We start from the raw sequence: 21,140 nt of genomic DNA on the forward strand, positions 1-21,140 counted from the left end.
GGGCTTTCAGTGCTCCCAATAGTCCGCGATGGGGTATTTGGCACACAAATGCTCAAGTTCAGAGCGCAATTGCGCCTGCGCAGTGGGCTCGAAGTGGTACTCGTATTCACCAAGCGGCGTCACCTGGTTGAGTACCCGGCACACCAGATCGACGACTTGCCGACAGCCATCGGCATCCACATTGCGTTGCGCCATGGAACCTGTGCCAATACACAGGCCACTGGCAACGGCAGACGAACGGGTCTCGCCGGGGACGCGACTTTTATTCACAACGATTCCGCAGCCTTCCAACGCCGACTCAGCGATAGCACCGGTCATGTCCCCGCGCAAACGAATCAACACCGTATGGTTTTCGCTGCGCCCACCGACCACGTCATAGTCATGGGCCTGAAACGCGTAGGCCGCTTCGTCGGCCAGGGCGCGAACCCGCCCCATGCAAACGTCGAATTCCGCCGTCATTGCGTAGCCGAGCGCCGCGGCTTTTGCGGCGATCATATTGACCGCCGGCGCGCCCTGCATACGCGGGAAGACGGCTTGATCCAGCACACGGCTGAAAGTCGCCTTCAAGCCAGGCACCTTGGTATGGGCGTCGCGACCGGACAGGATCAGCCCACCACGCGGCCCCCCCAACTGTTTGTGAGTGCAAGTGGTCGTGACGTGAGCCGCGTTAATCGGGCTGGGGTGGCGACCGGTCACAACCAGCCCTGCGATATGGGAAATATCGGCCAACAGGATCGCGCCTGCTTCATCGGCAATCGCACGAAACCGCTCGAAATCCAGCACACGCGAATAAGCCGATGCGCCGCAAATGATGATCCGTGGACGATGGGCCAGCGCCAGGCTGCGCACCTGCTCGTAATCGATAAGGCCCTCGGCAGTGGTGCCGTAGCGAATCGCTTTGTAGTAGGCCCCGGTAAACACGGCGGGGCTGCCGTGGGTCAGGTGACCTCCGTGATCGTGGGCCATGCCCAGCAAGGTATCACCCGGCTCAAGCAGGGCGGACAACACTTGGGCGTTGGCGTTGGAACCCGAGTGCGATTGCACGCCGGCGTAGTGGGCGTCGAACAGTTCACGCGCCCTGCGGATCGCCAGGGACTCAACCAGATCGACATTCTCGCAGCCGGCGCGATGACGCTTGCCGGGCGCGCCCTCTGCAGTAACGTTGACGAGTGCGGACGCGGAAGCCGCCAGGGTGCGAGGCTTGACTGCACAGGAGGACGCGACCAATGACAGCGTGCGATGTTGGCGCGCCACTTCGGCGTCCAGCAACATCGCCAGTTCCAGGTCCTCGGCGCGCAAGTCCGCCATGCCTCGGCGCAACAGGTCAGCCTGATCCTGCAGGTGTACGGTATTGAATGCCATGGCGGGTGTCCTTTCCTTGGTCGCTGCGTATCAGTTCGTCCTGAACCGTGGCGTTCAATTAAACAGGAAATTAAACATTTTCCAAATTAAATGTTCGCTTTTGTCCCCCCTTACCGAGCGGATGGCCATTTGCCTTGCGCAATGCGGATCCCTCGCATCCGGGACTTTATTGTTAGGTCGCACGCGTGCAACACTTGCGCCCGCCGCGACGTATGAAACGCCCTGGAAGGGCGTTTCACTGTTGAAACAATCTATACGGCGTCTTCAAAGATCGACGGTTTTTACTATAGGGAAGTGGTGAGCGCGTGATGCACAGACGAGAAAAAACCGAGCATTTGAAGAGCAACATCAAGTACTTGATCAAGAGCCGTGGCGAGACCCAGCTGTCGCTGTGCAACGCCGCCGGCCTGACCCGCACTACGATCTACAACATCCTCGAAGGCAAGGTCGTCAATGTTCAGCAGTCGACCCTGCGCAAGATTTCCGACTTCTTCGGCGTGTCCTACGAAGAAATCGAGACCATCGATTTTGAAGCCAAGGAAATCATCGAGAGCAGTGCCTCGCCCCAAGGCAACATGAACCCCGCAGCCGTGCCGGTGCTCAAGCAAAGCCAGGTCATGCAGCACCTGGATAAGCGCATTGGCGAACTGGCTACCCTCTTCCCGCTCACTTACTACTTCGGCACCTCCCACAACCTGATCGGCGTGCGACTGGAGCGCCCTATACCGGGTGCGAATGAGCCGGGTGACCTGTTGATCATCCAGAAGGGTTCGTCGAGCGACGATAAGGAAAAATCGGTGTTCGACAGGGCTACCCACACGCTGTTTATCAGCCGTGAAGCCTGCGCCAGCTCAGAACGTCTGTGTGTACTGGGGGATATCATTGAGGAGCGCTTCAATGACCACGTATGAAAGCGAGATCGAAAACAGCAAATACAAACTGCTGGGCTTCGAAAATGACAAGCGCCTGGCGGTGATCATGATCATCGCCACGGGCAAGATCATTCGGGTCAAGTTGAGCGAAGTCTTAAACAGCGAAATCATGGATAACTTGAATAAAATGGAAGTTAAAAACCTGTACAAGAAGTACTACTCCCAAGCGGGCACGGTGACGGCGTACGACCTCAACGATCGCAATGAAAGTTCGTGGATGATCTACATCATCCTCAACCTGCTGCTCTTCACCTTTTACATCTTCACCAGCATTGCCGCGACGAAACCGATCTACATCGAGTCCCTCGACATCATCGTTACGCCGGGCACTTTCCTATACCCGCTGACCTTCCTGATCGTGGATCTGCTCAACGAAAACTTTGGCCTGAGGCTCGCCAGGAAGGCCATCCTGTTTGCCTTTGCCAGCAACGCGATGATCATCATTTTGCTCTACGGCTCCACCTTCTTACCCGGCTTGCCCGGTTGGAAACTCGACGGTCCCTATAACGATGTGATTGTGCAGGTGTCGTCGGTGTTGATCGCGTCGTCGGTGTCGTTCCTGGTGTCGGAAAACATTAACTCGTATTTGCTGTGCAAGATCAAAGAGCTGACTAATTCCAAATACCTATACCTGCGCATCTTCCTCAGTACGTTCTTTGCGGTGATTATCGACAGCTTCCTGTTCTGCTTTATTGCGTTCTACGGCGCCATGCAGACCAGCGATATCCTGAGCATGATCTATGTGCAGATCGCAATTAAGGTGGGCTTTGCGTTCTTTAATATTCTGCCAGCCTATGGCGCGCGTTCGTTGTTCAAGCGCTATATCACCGGCAACGCTGCCTGATTGAAACACGCCGATGGGCCTTGCCCATCGGCTTCATCACCTTAGTTCAGCTGCAACTTCTGCTTCAGGTTCTGCATGACATCTGTCTTGTTCTGCAGGTACTCATTCAAGCCCCGTGCACGCAGGTTGCACGCATCACACTCGCCACAGCCACTGCCTAGGACGCCGTTGTAGCAGGTCAGGGTCTGCTGGCGGACCAAGTCCAGTTGCTGGTGGTAATCGGCCAAGGCCCAGGTCTCGGCCTTGTTCAGCCACATCAGCGGGGTTTCCAGGCGCACGTCGTATTCCATGCCCAGCTTGAGTGCCTGATTCAGCGCCTTGACGAATTCATCGCGGCAGTCCGGATAACCGGAGAAGTCGGTTTCGCACACGCCTGTAATGACGGTCTCGGCTTTCACCTGGTAGGCGTAGATTGCCGCCAGGGTCAGAAACAGAATATTGCGCCCCGGCACAAAGGTGCTGGGCAGGCTTTCACCTGAGCTGTTCACGGTCGGCACAGGAATGTTGTCGCGGGTCAGGCTGCTGATGGCCAGCTCGTTGAGCAACGACACGTCCATCACTTTGTGAACGGTGGCCCCCAACTGCTTGGCAAGCTGCTGGGCGACTTCGACTTCCGCCACATGGCGTTGGCCGTAGTCGAAGGTAATGCAGTGCACTTCATCGTAGTGCGGCAGTGCGTGGATTAAACAGGTGGTGGAGTCTTGTCCGCCACTGAACACGATTACGGCTTTTTTACTCATCGTTCTGCGTCCTGCATGGGTAGGATGTGGGCATAGTTTAAAGGTCACTCAATAAAAAACCCCGCGCTTCTTTCGAAGGCGGGGCCTTTTGCTACTCAGACACTCAGTGTGCGTAGGTCAGCAACAGCTCTTTCGGCACTTGGAAATCCAGGGACATCATCACGCTGAGCGCGGTGATGGTGAAAATCGAGAACACGAACAGCTTGCGCGCCCAGACGGTGTCATCCACCGCCTTGTAGCCTGTCCAGGCCATGTACAACCAGTACATGCCCATGGCAGCCGCGACGGCGAGGTAGCTCATGCCGGCGTAGCCACTGAAGGTCAACATCAAGGTCGCCACAAGGAAAGCCAGGATGTAGAGCAGGATGTGTTTCTTGGCAACCTGGATGCCACGCTTGACCGGCAAAACCGGAATCGATGCAGCCAGGTAGTCGTTGAAACGGAAGATCGCGATGGCGTAGGAATGCGGCATCTGCCACAGGCTGAACATCACCAGCAGCACCAGCGCGGCCATGTCGAAGCTATTGGTTACAGCCACATAACCAATCACCGGCGGCATCGCCCCCGACAGACTGCCCACCAGCGTGCCGTGAACCGACTTGCGCTTGAGGTACAGGCTGTAGAGGCCGACGTAGATGACAAAGCCGATCACGGCAAACAGCGCCGCCAACGGGTTGGCCACCTTGTACAACAGTGCCACACCGGCAACACCCAAAACGGTCGCGTAGATCAGTGCCAGCTTCAGGGAGATAAGGCCCTGGACCAGCACGCGATTCTTGGTGCGCTCCATCTTGATATCGATGTCACGGTCGATGCAGTTGTTGAAGACACAACCGGAAGCAACCACCAGGGACGTACCGATCATCGCAGCCAGGAAGATGGCCAGATCGACATGTCCCTTGGAGGCCAGGAAGAAACCGCCCGCCACAGAAAGCACGTTACCGAAAATGATCCCCGGTTTGGTGATTTGGATAAAGTGCTTAAGCGACATCGGGTCTTACCTCACTTCGCCATCATGAACGTATGGATGCTGAACATGATCCATATCGACAAGCCAACCAGCAGCAGGATTACTAAGCCTGCGAACACGAACGCAATCACGTTATCGCGCTGCTCTTTAGAACGATCCAGGTGCAGGAAGTACACCAGGTGAACCAGGACCTGAATCACCGCGAATGCCAATACGATCATCAAGGTGATCGACTTCGGCAGGGTCGGGTACATCACCAGACCGAACGGGATGAGCGTCAGGATTACCGACAGGATGAAGCCAATGGCGTACGACTTAACGCTGCCGTGGCTCGAATCATGGCTGTCATGGTCATGGGAGTGTGCATTAGCCATTACAGAGTCCCCATCAGGTAAACAACGGTGAAGACGCAGATCCAGACCACGTCCAGGAAGTGCCAGAACAGGCTCAGGCAAGTCAGGCGAGTCTTGTTGGTGTTGGTCAGGCCGTGTTTATTGACCTGATACATCATCACCGCCATCCACAGCAGGCCGGCAGTAACGTGCAGACCGTGGGTGCCGACCAGCGTGAAGAACGCCGACAGGAAACCGGAACGGTGCGGGCCGTAGCCTTCGGAGATCAACAGGTGGAACTCGTTGATCTCCATGCCGATGAAGCCCAGGCCGAACAGGAAGGTCATACCCAACCAGGTCAGCACGCCTTTCTTGTTGCCCTTGTAGAAGGCCAACATGGCGAAGCCGTAGGTGATCGAACTGAACAACAGCAAGGCGGTTTCGCCGAGCACGTAAGGCAGTTCGAAGATGTCGTGGCCCGACGGGCCACCCGCTACGTTGTTTACCAGTACCGCGTACACCGCGAAGATCGACGCAAACAAGATGCAGTCGGTCATCAGGTAGAGCCAGAAACCGAAAACGGTCATCGGCCCCGAGTCGTGGTGATGGTCATCGTGCCCATGGTCATCGACATGGGCGTGTCCAGCATTGGTCACTAAGTTCGACATGGTTTAAGCCTGTTCCAACGAGGTTTCTACACGGTTGGCCGGGATTTTCTTCTCGGCGACCAGGCGAGCGTGCTGCTCGGCTTCGATGCGCTCGATCGTTTCGACCGGCACCATGTAGCCTTGATCATCACGTGCTGCGTGGACAATGAAGTAGCCGATGGTGCCCACCAGGCTCACGATTGCCAGCCACCAGATGTGCCAGATCATCGCGAAACCGAACACGGTCAACAGCGCACCCATCACCACGCCAGTGGCGGTGTTGCTTGGCATGTGGATCGGCTCGTAGTGCTTAGGACGCTGGTACGCAGTACCGTCTTCCTTGGCTTCGGTGAACGCATCAATGGTGTTCGCAGTAGGGATCACGGCGAAGTTGTAGAACGGCGGCGGCGACGAAGTCGACCATTCCAGGGTGTGGCCATTCCATGGGTCGCCGGAGTCGCAAGCGTTCTGCTTACGGTCACGGATGCTCACGTACAGTTGGATCAACTGGCAGGCGATACCCACAGCGATCATGATTGCACCGAACATGGCAACGTACAGGTACGGTACCCACTCAGGGTTGGTAGTAGCGTTCAGACGACGGGTCATGCCCATGAAGCCCAGTGCGTAGAGCGGCATGAACGCGACGAAGAAGCCCGAGATCCAGAACCAGAATGCAGCCTTGCCCCAACCTTCGTGCAGCTTGAAGCCGAACGCTTTCGGGAAGTAGAAGCTGAAACCAGCGATGTAACCGAATACAGCGCCACCGATGATCACGTTGTGGAAGTGAGCGATCACGAACAGGCTGTTGTGCAGTACGAAGTCAGCACCCGGGATGGCCAGCAGTACGCCGGTCATGCCGCCGATGGCGAAGGTCACCATGAAGCCCAGGGTCCACAGAACCTGGCTGGTCATGCGCAGACGACCGTGATAGATGGTGAACAGCCAGTTGAATAGCTTCACCCCCGTCGGGATGGAAATCAGCATCGTCGCCAGGCCGAAGAAGGCGTTGACGCTGGCCCCCGAGCCCATGGTGAAGAAGTGGTGCAGCCAAACCATGAAGCCCAGTACCGAGATCGCGCCCGATGCATAAACCATCGAGTGGTGACCGAACAGGCGCTTGCCGGTAAAGGTCGAGATCACTTCGGAGAAGATACCGAACGCTGGCAGGATCAGGATGTACACCTCAGGGTGACCCCATGCCCAGAACAGGTTCACGTACATCATTGGATTGCCACCAAGTTCATTGGTGAAAATGTGGAAATCCAGGTAACGGTCAAGCGACAGCAGCGCCATGGTAGCGGCCAGGATCGGGAACGAAGCCACGATCAGGACGTTGGCCCAGGTGCAGGTCCAGGTGAAGATCGGCATGTCCATCAGTTTCATGCCAGGGGCGCGCATTTTCAGGACGGTGGCCAGGAAGTTGACCCCCGTCAGCGTCGTCCCGAGTCCTGATAACTGTAGCGCCCAGATGTAGTAGTCCACACCCACGCCAGGGCTGTACTGGATACCCGACAATGGCGGATACGCAACCCAACCGGTCTTGGCGAATTCGCCGACGCCCAGGGACACGTTGATCAGCACAACGCCGGATACCAGCAGCCAGAAGCTCAGGGAGTTCAGGAACGGGTAGGCAACGTCACGGGCACCGATCTGCAGCGGCACCGCAAGGTTCATCAGGCCGGTGAAGAAAGGCATCGCCATGAAGATGATCATGATCACACCGTGGGCGGTGAAGATCTGGTCATAGTGTTCAGGCGGCAGGTAGCCAGGCGAACCTTCGGTGGCCATGGCCAACTGGGTACGCATCATGATGGCGTCGGCAAAACCACGCAGCAGCATGACCATGGCAACGATGATGTACATCACGCCGATTTTCTTGTGGTCGACCGACGTCAGCCACTCGGTCCACAGGTAGGTCCACTTCTTGAAATAAGTGATTGCTGCAAACAGTGCCAGACCACCCAGCGCGATCATGGCGATGGTAATCATCACAATCGGCTCGTGGAACGGGACCGCATCCCAACTTAATTTACCAAACATCGTTTACTCCTCTGCCCCAGCAGTTGAATGCGAGCCCGTGTCAGAACCTTCAACCGCGGCCACTTCTTTCTTCTCGTGCTTGACCGGCTTGCCTGGCTTCATACCTTCGTACTTGTCGACGATTTTCTGAAACAGGTTCGGCTCATACGCGGAGTACAGAGCGACTGGGTTGTTCTGGCTTGGTTTGGTCAGGGCGTCGTATTCAGCTTGATCAAGCTGTTTAGGTGCGGCCTTGACTTCGGCTACCCAGGCGTTGAAATCTTCCTGGCTCGTCGAGATCGCTTTGAATTTCATGCCGGTGAAGCCAGCGCCGCTGTAGTTCGCGGAGATGCCTTCCATTTCAGCTTTTTCGTTCGCGATCAGGTGCAGACGAGTCTGCATGCCTGCCATCGCGTAGATCTGGCCACCCAGGGCTGGGATGAAGAACGAGTTCATCACGGCGTCGGAGGTGATCCGGAAGTTAAGCGGGGTGTTCTCCGGGAACCGGATCTGGTTAACCGTGGCGATACCCAGGTCCGGGTAGATGAACAGCCACTTCCAGTCCAGCGCGACCACTTCGATGTTGATCGGCTTGACGTCGGACTCCAGCGGACGGTACGGGTCCAACTCGTGGGTCGACTTATAGGTGATGTAACCCAGGGCGATGATGATGAGGATCGGAACCAGCCACACCGCGATTTCGATCTTGGTGGAGTGCGACCACTTAGGCGCGTAGGTCGCGTTGGTGTTCGACGCGCGGTATTTCCAGGCGAAGGCGAAGGTCATGATGATCACAGGCACCACAACCAACAGCATCAGCAGGGTGGCAGTGATGATCAGGTTTCGTTGATCCAGACCGATCTGTCCTTTTGGGTCCATCAAGGTCCACTTGCAGCCTCCCAGCATTAACATCATGCCAAGCAGCGGCAAAAAGCCTAGTAATCGGGGGTACCTGTTTTTACTCATCTCACGACCTCTAAAGCAGCTTGCGCAATGCAGTTGGGTTTTGATCGCCAACACTTCACCCTGCCAAGGGTTGGCATTTCTCTTCGATTGAATAAGAGCCTGCCCGGCACGCCATAACGGAGCGTTTCACGGACCTGCGGTGAGTTCTTATTCGATTTCGTGGTTAAAGGCCTTGTTACAGACCAATTCCGTTTGGTGCGGATAGTTGAAAGGCTGCCGGAACCTTGGGGTCGCACAGAGCCATCCATCTGCCCCTCGACCGCTCCAGTGCTCAAATATTGAACAGCACGGGACATTCAGTGCGTGCGATTGTAGTTAGCTAGCGATGTATAAACCATGTCTTATAAAGAAATAATTTTTATCGATTACAGCAATAATCCTTCACCGATATTGCAACGGTTCGCGATTTTATCGCGTTCGATTCTCAACAAAAACCACAAAAATTGCGGTGTTATAGGCTGAACCGCCACGGCCCTCAGTCGTCGTAAGGGCGTGCAAAACCTATCTAACCCCCCAGAAAACAAGGCATTGGGACATCACGCAAAGGTGTGTCCGCCGCGAGGTGCGCAACGTCGTCCAGACCACGAACTGACAGCACACCTTGGGCGTTTTTTGCAAATTTAAGCGATGGCTTCGCGGAGCAGAAACGTCCTGCGGCGGCCTCTGTGTGACAACATGTCGCACGCCTCCCGCACCCTCAGTTGTCCCGTGTCACGCTCTATTCACAAAAGCCTACAAACAAAAACGCCCCGGCCTTCGTCAAAGAAGGACCGGGGCGTTTGACAGTTGGGTTCAGGCCTTGCGCTGGCGATTGCGATAGATGCCCAGCGGCACCAGGATCACCGTCAGCACGAATGCCACCAAGGCCCACTGCGCCAGGGACAGGCCCAGCACCGGCGGGTACGGTGTGCTGCAGAAGCCATCGACCTGAAAGCCCAGCGGGAAGACCTTGGCCAGGGGCAGGTCATCGACGATGGGTTGCAGCACATCGATGCCGCAGCTGACCTGCGGGAAGAACTGGGTGTACACGTGGTGACCCGCTGCGGCCACCCCGCCGACGGCGCTAAGGATCACCAGCCCTTCGAAAAAGGTCAGGGCACCCCTGGTGCGCATGGCTGCGCCGATGAACGCGAAGATCGCAATCAACAACAAGGCATAGCGTTGCAGGATGCACAGCGGGCACGGCGCCTCGCCCAGCACCACCTGCATGTACAACGCCCCACCGATCAGCGCCAGGCAGATGATGCCCAGCAACACCAGAAAGCGCCGCTCCCTGCCTAAACGCAATTCGTCACTCATCCCCGTATCCCTTTGTTTGGTTGTGCCAATGGCCGCAAGTTTACACACAGAGAGTGGTTTAAACAGAGGGGGGTTAACGGGGGATTAATCTGAAGAAATAGAGAGCCAAATGTGGGAAGGGGCTTGCCCTCGATAGCAGTGGATCAGCCAGCTTATCTTCAGCTGACACACCGCTATCGAGGACAAGCCCCCTCCCACATTTTGACCGTGTTATTCCAAGGCAGCAGCCGGGCCGAAGAACTCGTAGCGGCTTTGCTTCTCGGGCACACCCAGGGCCTTGAGGTGGCGCTTGATTGCGGCCATGAAACCTTTAGGCCCGAGGAAGTACGCGTCCAGGTCACGCTCTTGCGGCAACCAGGCCTGCAACTGCTCCAGACTCAAGAGCCCAACGTTATCCGCCGCTGGGCTCACGCCGTCATCCTCGGCATAGCAATAGAAGCGCTTGAGTTGCGGGTGCTTCGCGGCGAGCGCGTCCACCCAATCGCGAAACGCGTGCACCCCGCCGTTACGCGCGCAGTGGATAAAATGCACCGGACGCTGGGTGGCCAGAGCGGCTTCAAGCATCGGCAGGGTCGGCGTGATGCCCACGCCGCCGCTGATCAGCACCAACGGTTTATCGCTGGCCTGCAGTATGAACTCACCCGACGGCGGGAACAGGTCGATGGTTGCGCCGACGTGCAACTGGTCATGCAGGTAGCTGGACACCCGCCCACCGGGTTCGCGCTTGACGCTGATGCGATACTGCCCGGCATCGCTGAGGGCCGACAGGGAATAGTTGCGGCGCACTTCTTCACCGTCGAGCACCAGCTTCATACCGATGTATTGGCCTGGCGCGGCGGCAAGGATCGGACCGTTATCCACAGGCGCAAAATAGAAAGAGACGATCTCGGCACTCTCCTCCACTCGCTTGACCAACGTAAACGCCCGCGCACCGCGCCAGCCGCCGGGAGCCTGGGCTTTCTCTTCGTAGATGGCGGCTTCGGCACCGATCAGAATGTCGGCCAACTGGCCATAGGCGGCGCCCCAGGCCTTCATCACCTCAGGCGTGGCAATCTCGCTACCCAGCACTTCGGAAATCGCCCGCAGCAGGCAGGCGCCCACGATCGGGTAGTGCTCCGGCAGGATCTGCAACGCCACATGCTTGTTGATGATCTTCGCCACCAAGTCGCCCAGTTGGTCGAGCTGGTCGATATGCCGCGCGTACATCAACACGCCGTTGGCCAAGGCGCGAGGCTGGTCGCCGCTGGCTTGGTGGGTCTGGTTGAACAGCGGGCGCACCTCAGGGTACTCGGAGAGCATCATGCGGTAGAAATGGGTGATCAGCGCCTCACCGCCACTTTCCAGCAGGGGCACGGTGGATTTGACGATGGCACGGTCTTGGGCACTAAGCATGGGAGCCTCCTGGGCTTCTTTACTGATTACCCTTAGCTACTCAGTATTCATGCCAACTAATAAATCGTTAATTTTCAATATCTTAAACATCTTGTAGTCAGTATGACCTCCTACACTCTATAGTCATAAGGACTACAAGGAGTCATTATGACTGCGCAATCATTGCTCACCACCCTCCTGCCCTTGGTCGCCGACCTGTCCCGCGACCTGCCCGAAGGCGAGCGCTATCGCCGCCTGCTGCAAGCCATGCGTGCCCTGCTGCCGTGCGACGCCGCAGCGTTGCTGCGCCTGGACGGTGAATGGCTGGTGCCGCTGGCAGTAGACGGGTTGAGCGCCGACACCTTGGGCCGACGCTTCAAGGTGAGCGAGCACCCGCGCTTCGCCGTCCTGCTCGGCAGCCCCGGCCCGACGCGCTTTGACAGCGACAGTGAATTGCCCGACCCCTACGACGGCCTGGTCGATGGCCTGCACGGACACTTGGAAGTGCACGACTGCATGGGCTGCCCGTTATTTGTCGACGACCAGCCCTGGGGCCTGCTGACCCTGGATGCCCTCGACACCGAACGTTTCGAACGGGTTGAACTGGACGCCCTGCAAGCCTTCGCCAGCCTCGCTGCCGCCACCGTCAACGTCGCCGAACGCATCGAGCGCCTGGCGCTGCGCGCTGAAGACGAACACCAACGTGCCGAGATCTACCGTCAAGCCAGCGGCCAGCAGCACAAGGAAATGATCGGCCAGAGCAAAAGCCACAAACGCTTGGTCGAGGAAATCAAACTGGTGGGCGGCAGCGACCTCACCGTGCTGATCACCGGCGAAACCGGAGTGGGCAAGGAATTGGTGGCCCAGGCTATCCACGCGGCATCCAATCGTGCGGATAAACCGCTCATCAGCCTCAACTGCGCCGCCCTGCCGGAGACGCTGGTGGAGAGCGAGTTGTTCGGCCACGTACGCGGAGCCTTTACCGGCGCGCTCAATGAGCGTCGCGGCAAGTTCGAACTGGCCAACGGCGGCACCTTGTTCCTGGATGAAGTAGGCGAACTGTCGCTGACCGTGCAAGCCAAGCTGCTGCGAGTGCTGCAAAGCGGTCAGTTGCAGCGCCTCGGTTCGGACAAGGAGCATCAGGTTGACGTACGCCTGATCGCCGCCACCAACCGCGACCTCGCCGACGAAGTCCGCAACGGCCACTACCGCGCCGATTTCTACCACCGTCTGAGCGTATACCCGCTGCAAGTGCCGTCACTGCGCGAGCGCGGGCGCGATGTGTTGCTGCTGGCGGGCTTCTTCCTCGAACAGAACCGCTCACGCATGGGCCTGGGCAGTCTGCGGCTGACCAGCGATGCCCAGGCCGCGCTTTTGGCCTATAACTGGCCGGGGAATGTGCGGGAGCTGGAACACTTGATCGGACGCAGCGCGTTGAAGGCATTGGGCAACTGTCGCGAACGGCCGAGGATTCTGAGCTTGAGTGCGCAGGATCTGGACTTGCCGACGGTGAATGCGCCGGTCATCGAAGCACAGGCTCAAGCCGCACCCGTGGTCACCGGCGACCTGCGCCAGGCCACCGAAGACTATCAACGCCAGATCATCAGCGCCTGCCTGGAACGCCACCAACACAACTGGGCCAGCGCGGCCCGCGAACTGGGCCTGGACCGCGCCAACCTGGGCCGCATGGCCAAGCGCCTCGGACTGAAATAGCAAGGACAGCTCGGCCAAATGTATGCAATGCAGGGAATGTGGGAGGGGGCTTGCCCCCGATAGCGGTGGGCCAGCTATAGAGGGGCTGGCTGACACACGGCCATCGGGGGCACGCCCCCTCCCCCATTAGACTGTCTTCGCCTGGAAGACCGGACTGGCAGACTTAGGCTTACGAAACACCAACACATTGCCCAACATCACCAGCACCAACCCCGCCAACGCCGGCGCGGTCCATTGGTAGCCCTCGGCAAACGCTGACACATTCAGCGCCACCACCGGGAACAGCACCGTGCAATACGCTGCCCGCTCCGGTCCCATGCGCCCAACCAGGGTCAGGTAGGCCGTAAAGCCGATCACTGAACCCGGAATCACCAGGTACCACAGCGCGCCGATGTACCGTGCGCTCCAGTCCATCTCAAACGGAATACCCCGCACCACACAGTAGGTCGCCAGCATCAAGGAGCCGTACAACATGCCCCAGGCATTGGTGGTCAGCGGCCGCAAGCCGGCCTTCTGTTGCAGGCTCGACAGCATATTGCCGGCCGAGAAACACATAGTCCCCAGTAACGCCAGACCCAAGCCGAACAAGGTCTGCGGACTGGCGGTGTGCCCCACCAGTTCCGGCCAGAACAGCAAGCCCAAGCCCGCCAACCCGAGGCCACCGCCCATCAACACGTTACGTGCCACGCGTTGGCCGAAAAACACCCGGGCATTCAGCGCGTTCCACAACGTGGCGGTGGAAAACACCACTGCCACCAGGCCGCTGGGAATCCACTGGCTGGCGGTCAGGAAGCACATGAAGTTGACGCAAAACAGGCACAGCCCCTGCGCCAGGCAGATCAGATGCCCGCGCCGGTTCATCACCTGCAACTTGCGGCTGAGCAGCAACAACGCAAACAACACCAGCGCCGCCAAGCCGAAGCGGTAGACGATGGACACAGGAATGGCCACCACGCCCAATTGCCATTTGAGGGCGATCCAGGTGGTGCCCCAGATCAGCACGGTGAGTAAATACAGGGAAAGGTTCATAGCGGGCTCCATCGGTAGAGCCACAGTGTCGCCCTCAACCGGCGCCGCGCTCTTGCAGATTCTTGCGCTTTTATCGGGCGATGGGCTCACAGCGCCCACCTCGCGGAGTAGGATGCAAGGCGTCGGAGAACACACCATGTCAGATCTGGAATCCCTACAAGTCTTTCAAGCCCTTAACCGCTCGCCCAACGCACGCCTTGAAGCCTGCGCCGAGCTCGGTGACGGCTTGTCGGCAGCTTTGTGGAGCAACCATCACGATTCCCAGGACTACCAGGCGCCAAGCCATCACACCTTATCCTGCTACATCGGCGGTGGTACTGGCACCTTTCGGCGTGACCAGCCGGGCACCAAGGGCGGCCCCGACAAGCTGTGTATCCTGCCCGCCGAGCATCAGTCGGCGTGGGTGATCAACGGTGAAATCCGCCTGGCCCACGTGTATTTCAGCCCAGAGCAATTTGCCCTCGGCTGCGTCACCCTGCTCGACCGCGAACCGCGCACCCTGGAACTGCGCGAAAGCACCTTTCTGCAAGACGACAGCCAGGCCCGACGCTTCCACCAGTTGATCGCGCTCAACTGGCAGGAGCCCGCCGAACGCCTGCTGACCAGCAGCCTGGCCCATGAAATGCTCAGCCACACCCTGCTCAGCCAGGTAGGCGCCCGCGAAGGCCTGCGTTTGAAAGGTGGTTTAGCGGCGTACCAGCGACGGCTGTTGGTGGACTACATCGACCAGCACCTGGAAGACCCCATCAGCCTCGGGCAACTGGCTGGCCTGTGTGCGCTGTCGGAATACCATTTTGCGCGGATGTTCCGCCAAAGCTTCGGCCTGCCGCCCCATCAGTACTTACTGGCGCGTCGGCTGACCCGCGCGCAACACCTGCTGCGCAGCGGTGCCCTGCCCTTGGGCGAGATTGCCTTGCTGTGCGGTTTTTCCAGTGCCAGTCACTTCACTCATCGCTTCCGCCAGGCCATGGGCGCCACGCCCGGCGACTACCGTCAGGCGTTCATTTAAACCATCAAGCCCAACGTCTTGGCCTTGGCCACCGCCTGAGTTCGCCGCTCGACGCCCAACTTGCTGTGGATGCGCCGCGCGTGAGTCTTGACGGTGTGCAGGGAGATAAACAGCCGGTCGGCAATTTCCAGGTTGGAGCTGCCCAGGGCGATCAGTTGCAGCACTTCCAATTCACGCTGGCTCAAGGGGTTTTCTACCGTGCCGGGGGTTGACGCCTGGGGTTCCATGCCCAGCTCACTCAACAGTCCCGGCGAGCGCAAACGCAGTTCACGAATCGCTTGTTGCACCTGGCAACGCCCGGCCAGTTCCAGGCCGGTTTGCAGCGAACGGCGCGCCAAGGCAGCATCGCCAAGTTGCCAAGCGACTTCGCCCAGCACCAGGTGCAGCTCGGTTTCCAGGCAGAGCATGCCGCGCTGATGGGTGGTTTCCAGCAACGCGTTGAGCCGTGCCACAGGTTGATCGGCGCAGCCCAGTTTCACCTCCGCCAGCACCAGCAGGTATTCCAGGCGTGGAATCAGTTCCAGGGTGGCCGGTGGCGCCTGTTTGGCCTGGGGGCCACGGAAGTGGCGCAGCACACGGCGCACCGCTTCCACGGTCAATTCGGCGCGGCCTTGCTGCAACCAGAAATGCCCACTGACCAGCAACAGCACCGCCCGGTATACCGTGTCCGGCACCTGGCGCTGCTGCATCAGCCGTTCGGCCTCGCGCAGTTGCACAAAGGCCTGGGCGTAATCACCCCGGTTGGCGGCCAGCAAGGCCAGACCGAGAAAACCGTAGAGCACGCGTTTGTCCTGGCTGTGCAGGCACATCTTCAGGCCAGTCTCGAAACAGTCGGCGGCCAAGCTGTCCTGGCCCTGGCGCAGCGCCAAGTGCCCGCGCCGCAAGGCGATGCGCCCAACCAGTGGCCCGGCCTTGAGCCGCTGCTTGAGCAACATCGCCTGCACCGTTTCCAGCAGGCTTTGCGCCCGATACGGCGCGCCACGCTGTTCCAGCAATTGCGCGTGATCCAACTCCAGCAACGCCTCCAGCACCAACGAACCATGGGCGCGCGCCAGGCACAGCGCTTCGCGGTTCAGGCCTTGGGCCGCGTCCAGTTCACCGCGCAGCAAGGCTTGTTGGGTCAGCCCCGACAGGCACATCAGGCGCGAAGTCCAGGCGCTCTCGGGCAAGGCTTGCAGGGCCTCAAGAAAATGCAGACGGGAACTCTCGGCATCGCCGCCCAGGTGCAGCAACCAGCCCCACTGCGCCTGCCAGCGCGCCAGTAAATAACGCTGTTGCGCCGCCGAGGGTTGCGGGGCAAATCGAGCGAGCTGATCGATGCACGCAGCCGCCTGTTCGAAGCGCCCGGCGAACAGGAGCGCAGCAGTCACCAACCCCACCAGTTGCGCCGAGCCGAGCATCAGTTCATCGCCATGCTGCTCATGCAGGCGCAACAGCAAGACGGCGTTCTGCTGGCGGAACAGGTCCTCAAAGCTGAAGTGCTGCAAGAGGCTCACCGCCATTTCATATTCTTCGGCCAGCAGAGCCTGTTCAAAAGCGGCCTGCCAATCCTGCTCGGTGCAAAACCACTGGCAAGCGCGTCGATGCCAAGAGCGCCTGGCAGGCCAGGGTTCGTTGTGCATCAGTTGCGCCAGGGGCGGGAAAACCTGCAACCAGTCGGTGTCTTCCCACGGCTCGATAAATGCGCCCAGCGCGTGTAAATCCCTCAGGTATTGGCCACCGTCACCCGCGCCGAACAAGTGTTCGCACAGGCCAGTGTTGAAGCGCGGCAGATGGGCCAGCACCCGCCAAGCCTCGGCCAACTCCGGCGGCAGCGTGCTGAAGAGTTCGTGTTGCAGGTAGTCGAGCAACGTCTTATCGGGATGACCATCACCCAGCAAGGCGATGCGCACACCCGCGCACCAACCCGCGCTGAACTGCAGCACGCTGTCGACGGACTGGGCCGGCGCATGGCTGAGCAGTGCCTGGATTTCCACAGGGGTAAATGCCAGTTCGGCGCCGCACTCAAGTAACTCATCGTCGAGCAGCAGCCGAGGCCAATTGCAGGCCGGACGCCGTCGAGCGCCCAGCCACCAGGTCAGGGCCGGGCTGCTGGCGGTGAGCAGGCGATCGAGCAAGGCGTCGGTGTCTTGAGTGGGTAAGCGGCAGAAATCATCGAGGAACACCCATGCCTGGGCCTGCCAGCGGCTGAGGTCCAGCAGCAATGTGGCTTCGTCGGTAAACGTCAGGCCAAGGTTTTGCGCCAGCCGTTGGCACAGGTCGAGGGGGCTGAGCGACGCGCCATTGAGCGGCAACCAGTACACCTGGCAACCGATGGGTGCCTGCAACGCACATTCGGCGAGCAACGCGCTCTTGCCGCTGCCGCCGGGGGCGCATAACAACTTAACCCTGACCGGTGCTGCCAGCAAAGGCTCGGCCAGGCGGGGGCGCAGCAAATGATGGGCGGACAGCCGGGGCATGAATCCAGGACGGTCCAGGCAGCGTGTCATGGCGGTCATTGCTGCATCCTGCTTTTTTATTGTTATGCAACGTGATGCGTACCCTAGTCCTGTGGCGGGGGGTTGTTGAAGAAGTATTCAGCAGGGTGATTGAAGGCCATGCACAGAACCCAATGTGGGAGGGAGCTTGCCCCCGATGGCGGTGTATCAGTCAACCAATCCAGTGACTGATACTCCCTCATCGGGGGCAAGCCCCCTCCCACATTTTGCCCCCGCTTCGATCCGGGATCAGCGCACGCCTTCAGCCCTCAAGGCTGCCGGAGTGTAGTCCGCTGCCTTGGCCGCGAAGCCGAACACGAAGCTGCTCTTCTCCTCGTTCTTCATGCCCAGTGCGATATAGCGCCCCGCAATGATGTCGTACAGGGTTTCGACCGTGTAGGCCGGTACCTGGTGGTCGTAGTAGAACTGCGCATGACCTTCGGCGACGCGCCACAGTTGGCCGCGACCGTCGTAGTGATCCACCAGCGCGACTTGCCAGCTGTCTTCGTCGATGTACATGTGGCGCTTGGCGTAGATGTGCCGCTCGCTCGGTTTGACCGTGCCGACCACTTCCCACACGCGGTGCAGTTCATAGCGGGTCAGGTCCTGGTTGATGTGACCAGCCTTGATGATGTCGTCGTACTTGAGGCTCGGCGAATCGAGCTTGTAGCTGTTATAGGGGATGTACATCTCTTTCTTGCCCACCAGCTTCCAGTCGTAGCGGTCGGGGGCCCCGGAGAACATGTCGAAGTTGTCGGTGGTACGCAGGCCGTCGGACGCGGTGCCCGGCCCGTCATAGGACACCTGCGGAGCACGGCGCACACGGCGCTGGCCGGCGTTGTAGATCCAGGCCAGGCGCGGTTCTTTCACCTGGTCGAGGGTTTCATGCACCAGCAGCACGTTGCCCGCCAGGCGCGCTGGGGCGGTGACCGATTGCTTGAAGAAGCTCAACACGTTGGCCGCCTTGGCCGCGTCGATATCCGGGATCGCTTGAGGCACCGCCACTTCTTCTTCGAAGCGGATCGGCGTGTAGCTGCCATTGGTCTGCGGGGTGGCCTGGGTGATGATGCGGCGCAGGTTACCGCCGTGGTAACGGGTGATGTGGTTCCACAGCACCTCCACGCCATTCTTGGGAATCGGGAACGCGTAGTAGCGGTTGCCGGTGAAGTTTTCCAGGCCGTTGCCGTCGTTGATCGCCTTGACGTTCAGTGCGCTGCGCTTGATCGATTCGTAGATGTCCGCCGGTAAGTTGACCGTACGGTGGCTCGGGTATACCGGAATCTTGTAGGTCTCGGGGTAGCGTTTGAACATCGCCACCTGGCCGTCGGAGAGTTTGTCTTTGTACTTGTCGACGGTGGCGGCGGTGATGACAAACAGCGGTTTTTCATTGGCAAACGGGTCGGCCAGGAAGCCTTTGCTGTCCACCGCGCCAGCGTTTTTCGGGATACCGCCAGTCCAGGCCGGGATCGAGCCGTCAGCGTTGCCGGCTTTTTCGGCACCGACCGGCGTGAGGGTGGTGCCCAGCTTGGCCGCTTCTTCCGGCGACACCGCCGCCATTACGTGAGCAGCCAACAGACTCAGGGCCAACACTGCAATTGTCTTACGCATAAGTTCTTGTCCTTCTTTAAGCCAAATCAGAAGTTCACGCCGAAGCTGAGGGCGAGGAAGTCGCGGTCGGTCAGGGTGTTGTAGTCGCCACCAAAGAAATCGGTGTAGCTGAGGCTGGCGGTGTAGGTGCTGCGGTAGTCCGCATCCACACCGACGCTGATCGCCTTGGCGCCCTTGTTGAAGATCCCGTTGGGCCCATAGCCGGCCACGTCATGGGACCAGGACAGGTTGGGCTTGAGGTTCACCCCGAAAATGGCGTTGTTGTAGTCAAGGATCGCCCGCGCGCGGTAGCCCCAAGAGGTGGAGGTGACGAAACCGTCGGTGTCACCCTCGAAACCGTAAGCACCGTAGACCGAATCGCGGCCGTAACGCAGTTTGGATTTGTCCTCCAGGCCAGCCACGTGCACCACGGCCGCTTCGCCCACCAAAGTCAGGCGTTCGGCGCCGAGGACTTGGTCAAAGAACTGGGTCATGGTGCTTTGGATCTGGGTGATTTCCTTGCGGCGGTAGCCTTTGTTGTCGCTGCCGAAATTGCTGCGGATGGGCGAGGCCAATTGGCCGGCGATTGGGTTAAGCAAGGCCAATGTCAGGTCGGTGGTATTCAACTGCACCGGGGCATTGGGCCGGTAGCTGATTTCCCCGGTCCACGCCGTGCCGGTGGGCAAGGTAGTGGAGAAACTCGCGCCGAACAGGCGGATGTCTTCCGGGTAGTCGAGGTAGTACTGGCCACGACCGAGCATGGTGCTCTGGGCCAAGGCCTGACCGAAACCTCCAGCGGCGGCGGCGATGCCACCGATGGTTTGCAGTGTGGTGTTGTTGGTGATGGTGCCTACAGTGGGTGTGCGGCTGTGGTAATTCATGAAATACAAACCGTACTCGGTGTCGTCACCCAGCCAACGCAAAGCCGCCCCAAATTGACCGGAGTCCCGCGCATCACGGTCGCCCGCACGCTGTACTACCACACCCTCGCGCGTCACCACAAAACCCTGGCCGCGGTTTGCCGCAATCGATTGCAACGGCGCGATCCCAGGGCTGCCTACTGTGTAGTTACCGGTGCAACCATCCGCCGCCACGTCACCGCCAAAGAACGTGCCGCAGTTATCCAGCACGGTCTGGTCCCACTCCAACTGATAAAACCCTTCCACGGTCAGTTGGTTGGTCAGGCTCTGGGACGCAAACAGCATGTTCACCGGGATCAGACCTTCCTTGATCTCGGCACCCGGGCGGCGGAACGCCGACACGTCAATCGGGTTGATGCTGTTGATGGAGTTGCCGATGAAGGTACTTTCACCCCAACTGACCACCTGCTTACCGGCGCGTACGGTGCCCGGCAGGTCGCCCAGGGAGTAGTTGTGATAGACGAACGCATCGAGGATCTGCGCACCGCTGGACTTGGCGCCTTCCTTGCGGTTGTGGTCGCTGATCTGCTTGAACTCGCGGTCTTCGTCCTTGAGCTCAAAGTCGTACCAGTACTTGCCGCGCACGAACACACCGGTGTCGCCGTACTTGAGTTCAAGGTCGTGCAGGCCCTTGAAGATTTTCGAGAAGGTCTCGCCCTTCTTGAAATTGAGCCGTCCGTCATCCCCCGTGGAAGCCTGGCCCGTGCCGCCATTGACGGTACCCACGAGTTTTTTATCGGCATCACGCATGCCCCAACTCGAACCCACCGACAACGACGAATCGAATTGCCCTTCGATCTCGCCAATATTGAACGAAACAGCCTGAGCCTGGGCACAGCAACCCAAGGCAACCGCAGCGGCCAGCGCCTGTGGCGTGAAGATGGCGCGCATTGTTGTTTTTGTCATGCGTCTTCCCCGGT

At 59.2% G+C, this 21,140-nt stretch carries 17 protein-coding genes; 4 read left to right on the forward strand and 13 right to left on the reverse strand.

The genetic code is table 11. The annotated features are described in order from the left end of the window. Positions 1 to 6: 6 nt before the first annotated feature. A complete protein-coding gene (glyA, locus tag ACEN2T_RS24380; protein WP_032885626.1) occupies positions 7 to 1,362 on the reverse strand; it encodes a serine hydroxymethyltransferase in 1,356 nt (451 codons plus the stop codon). A 308-nt stretch (positions 1,363 to 1,670) separates the two neighbouring features. Here glyA and ACEN2T_RS24385 point away from each other — a divergent pair, with 308 nt between their 5' ends. Continuing rightward, on the forward strand, positions 1,671 to 2,273 hold the full coding sequence (locus ACEN2T_RS24385; protein ID WP_442117706.1) for a helix-turn-helix transcriptional regulator: 603 nt from the start codon (positions 1,671 to 1,673) through the stop codon (positions 2,271 to 2,273). Beyond that, positions 2,260 to 3,138, forward strand: coding sequence for a queuosine precursor transporter (locus ACEN2T_RS24390; RefSeq protein WP_032885624.1), 879 nt, complete (start codon positions 2,260 to 2,262; stop codon positions 3,136 to 3,138). The genes ACEN2T_RS24385 and ACEN2T_RS24390 overlap by 14 nt, the downstream gene beginning before the upstream one ends. Positions 3,139 to 3,179: 41 nt before the next feature. Here the strand turns inward: ACEN2T_RS24390 and queC are convergent, their stop codons facing one another. From queC to hmpA, 8 genes are all read right to left on the reverse strand, one after another. Continuing rightward, the gene (gene queC / locus ACEN2T_RS24395) at positions 3,180 to 3,878 is read right to left on the reverse strand and encodes a 7-cyano-7-deazaguanine synthase QueC (protein ID WP_032885623.1); all 699 of its coding nucleotides are present in this window, start codon (positions 3,876 to 3,878) and stop codon (positions 3,180 to 3,182) included. Between the two features lie 103 nt (positions 3,879 to 3,981). Next, complete coding sequence (cyoE, locus tag ACEN2T_RS24400) at positions 3,982 to 4,869, reverse strand: heme o synthase (RefSeq protein ID WP_014719864.1); 888 nt, start codon at positions 4,867 to 4,869, stop codon at positions 3,982 to 3,984. An 11-nt stretch (positions 4,870 to 4,880) separates the two neighbouring features. Then, positions 4,881 to 5,222, reverse strand: coding sequence for a cytochrome o ubiquinol oxidase subunit IV (gene cyoD / locus ACEN2T_RS24405; protein WP_017734785.1), 342 nt, complete (start codon positions 5,220 to 5,222; stop codon positions 4,881 to 4,883). Continuing rightward, entirely contained in the window at positions 5,222 to 5,848 is a 627-nt protein-coding gene (locus ACEN2T_RS24410) for a cytochrome o ubiquinol oxidase subunit III (RefSeq protein ID WP_032885622.1), read from the reverse strand. The genes cyoD and ACEN2T_RS24410 overlap by 1 nt, the downstream gene beginning before the upstream one ends. Positions 5,849 to 5,851: 3 nt before the next feature. Further along, positions 5,852 to 7,870, reverse strand: coding sequence for a cytochrome o ubiquinol oxidase subunit I (cyoB, locus tag ACEN2T_RS24415; protein WP_032885621.1), 2,019 nt, complete (start codon positions 7,868 to 7,870; stop codon positions 5,852 to 5,854). A gap of 3 nt (positions 7,871 to 7,873) precedes the next feature. Beyond that, positions 7,874 to 8,815, reverse strand: coding sequence for a ubiquinol oxidase subunit II (gene cyoA / locus ACEN2T_RS24420; protein ID WP_032885620.1), 942 nt, complete (start codon positions 8,813 to 8,815; stop codon positions 7,874 to 7,876). Between the two features lie 792 nt (positions 8,816 to 9,607). After that, positions 9,608 to 10,114 (reverse strand): disulfide bond formation protein B, encoded by a 507-nt coding sequence (locus ACEN2T_RS24425; RefSeq protein WP_442117707.1) that lies wholly within the window; start codon positions 10,112 to 10,114, stop codon positions 9,608 to 9,610. 210 nt (positions 10,115 to 10,324) lie between these two features. Further along, on the reverse strand, positions 10,325 to 11,506 hold the full coding sequence (gene hmpA / locus ACEN2T_RS24430; protein ID WP_442117708.1) for an NO-inducible flavohemoprotein: 1,182 nt from the start codon (positions 11,504 to 11,506) through the stop codon (positions 10,325 to 10,327). A 147-nt stretch (positions 11,507 to 11,653) separates the two neighbouring features. Here hmpA and norR point away from each other — a divergent pair, with 147 nt between their 5' ends. Beyond that, positions 11,654 to 13,198, forward strand: a complete 1,545-nt coding sequence (gene norR / locus ACEN2T_RS24435) for a nitric oxide reductase transcriptional regulator NorR (protein ID WP_032885617.1) — start codon at positions 11,654 to 11,656, stop codon at positions 13,196 to 13,198. A 126-nt stretch (positions 13,199 to 13,324) separates the two neighbouring features. Here the strand turns inward: norR and ACEN2T_RS24440 are convergent, their stop codons facing one another. Continuing rightward, on the reverse strand, positions 13,325 to 14,227 hold the full coding sequence (locus ACEN2T_RS24440) for a DMT family transporter (protein ID WP_095186380.1): 903 nt from the start codon (positions 14,225 to 14,227) through the stop codon (positions 13,325 to 13,327). A gap of 136 nt (positions 14,228 to 14,363) precedes the next feature. Between ACEN2T_RS24440 and ACEN2T_RS24445 the strand changes: the two genes are divergently transcribed. After that, entirely contained in the window at positions 14,364 to 15,236 is an 873-nt protein-coding gene (locus ACEN2T_RS24445) for a helix-turn-helix domain-containing protein (protein WP_032885615.1), read from the forward strand. Here the strand turns inward: ACEN2T_RS24445 and ACEN2T_RS24450 are convergent. From ACEN2T_RS24450 to ACEN2T_RS24460, 3 genes are all read right to left on the reverse strand, one after another. Further along, positions 15,233 to 17,734, reverse strand: coding sequence for a LuxR C-terminal-related transcriptional regulator (locus ACEN2T_RS24450; RefSeq protein ID WP_122680702.1), 2,502 nt, complete (start codon positions 17,732 to 17,734; stop codon positions 15,233 to 15,235). The two genes, ACEN2T_RS24445 and ACEN2T_RS24450, sit on opposite strands and share 4 nt — an antisense overlap. Before the next feature lie 228 nt (positions 17,735 to 17,962). Continuing rightward, on the reverse strand, positions 17,963 to 19,321 hold the full coding sequence (locus ACEN2T_RS24455) for a DUF1329 domain-containing protein (RefSeq protein ID WP_032885613.1): 1,359 nt from the start codon (positions 19,319 to 19,321) through the stop codon (positions 17,963 to 17,965). A 26-nt stretch (positions 19,322 to 19,347) separates the two neighbouring features. Then, complete coding sequence (locus ACEN2T_RS24460; protein ID WP_032885612.1) at positions 19,348 to 21,126, reverse strand: DUF1302 domain-containing protein; 1,779 nt, start codon at positions 21,124 to 21,126, stop codon at positions 19,348 to 19,350. Between the last annotated feature and the right edge of the window lie 14 nt (positions 21,127 to 21,140).

The sequence above is a fragment of the Pseudomonas sp. W22_MBD1_FP4 genome, assembly GCF_052113765.1.
Taxonomy (GTDB): domain Bacteria; phylum Pseudomonadota; class Gammaproteobacteria; order Pseudomonadales; family Pseudomonadaceae; genus Aquipseudomonas; species Aquipseudomonas sivasensis.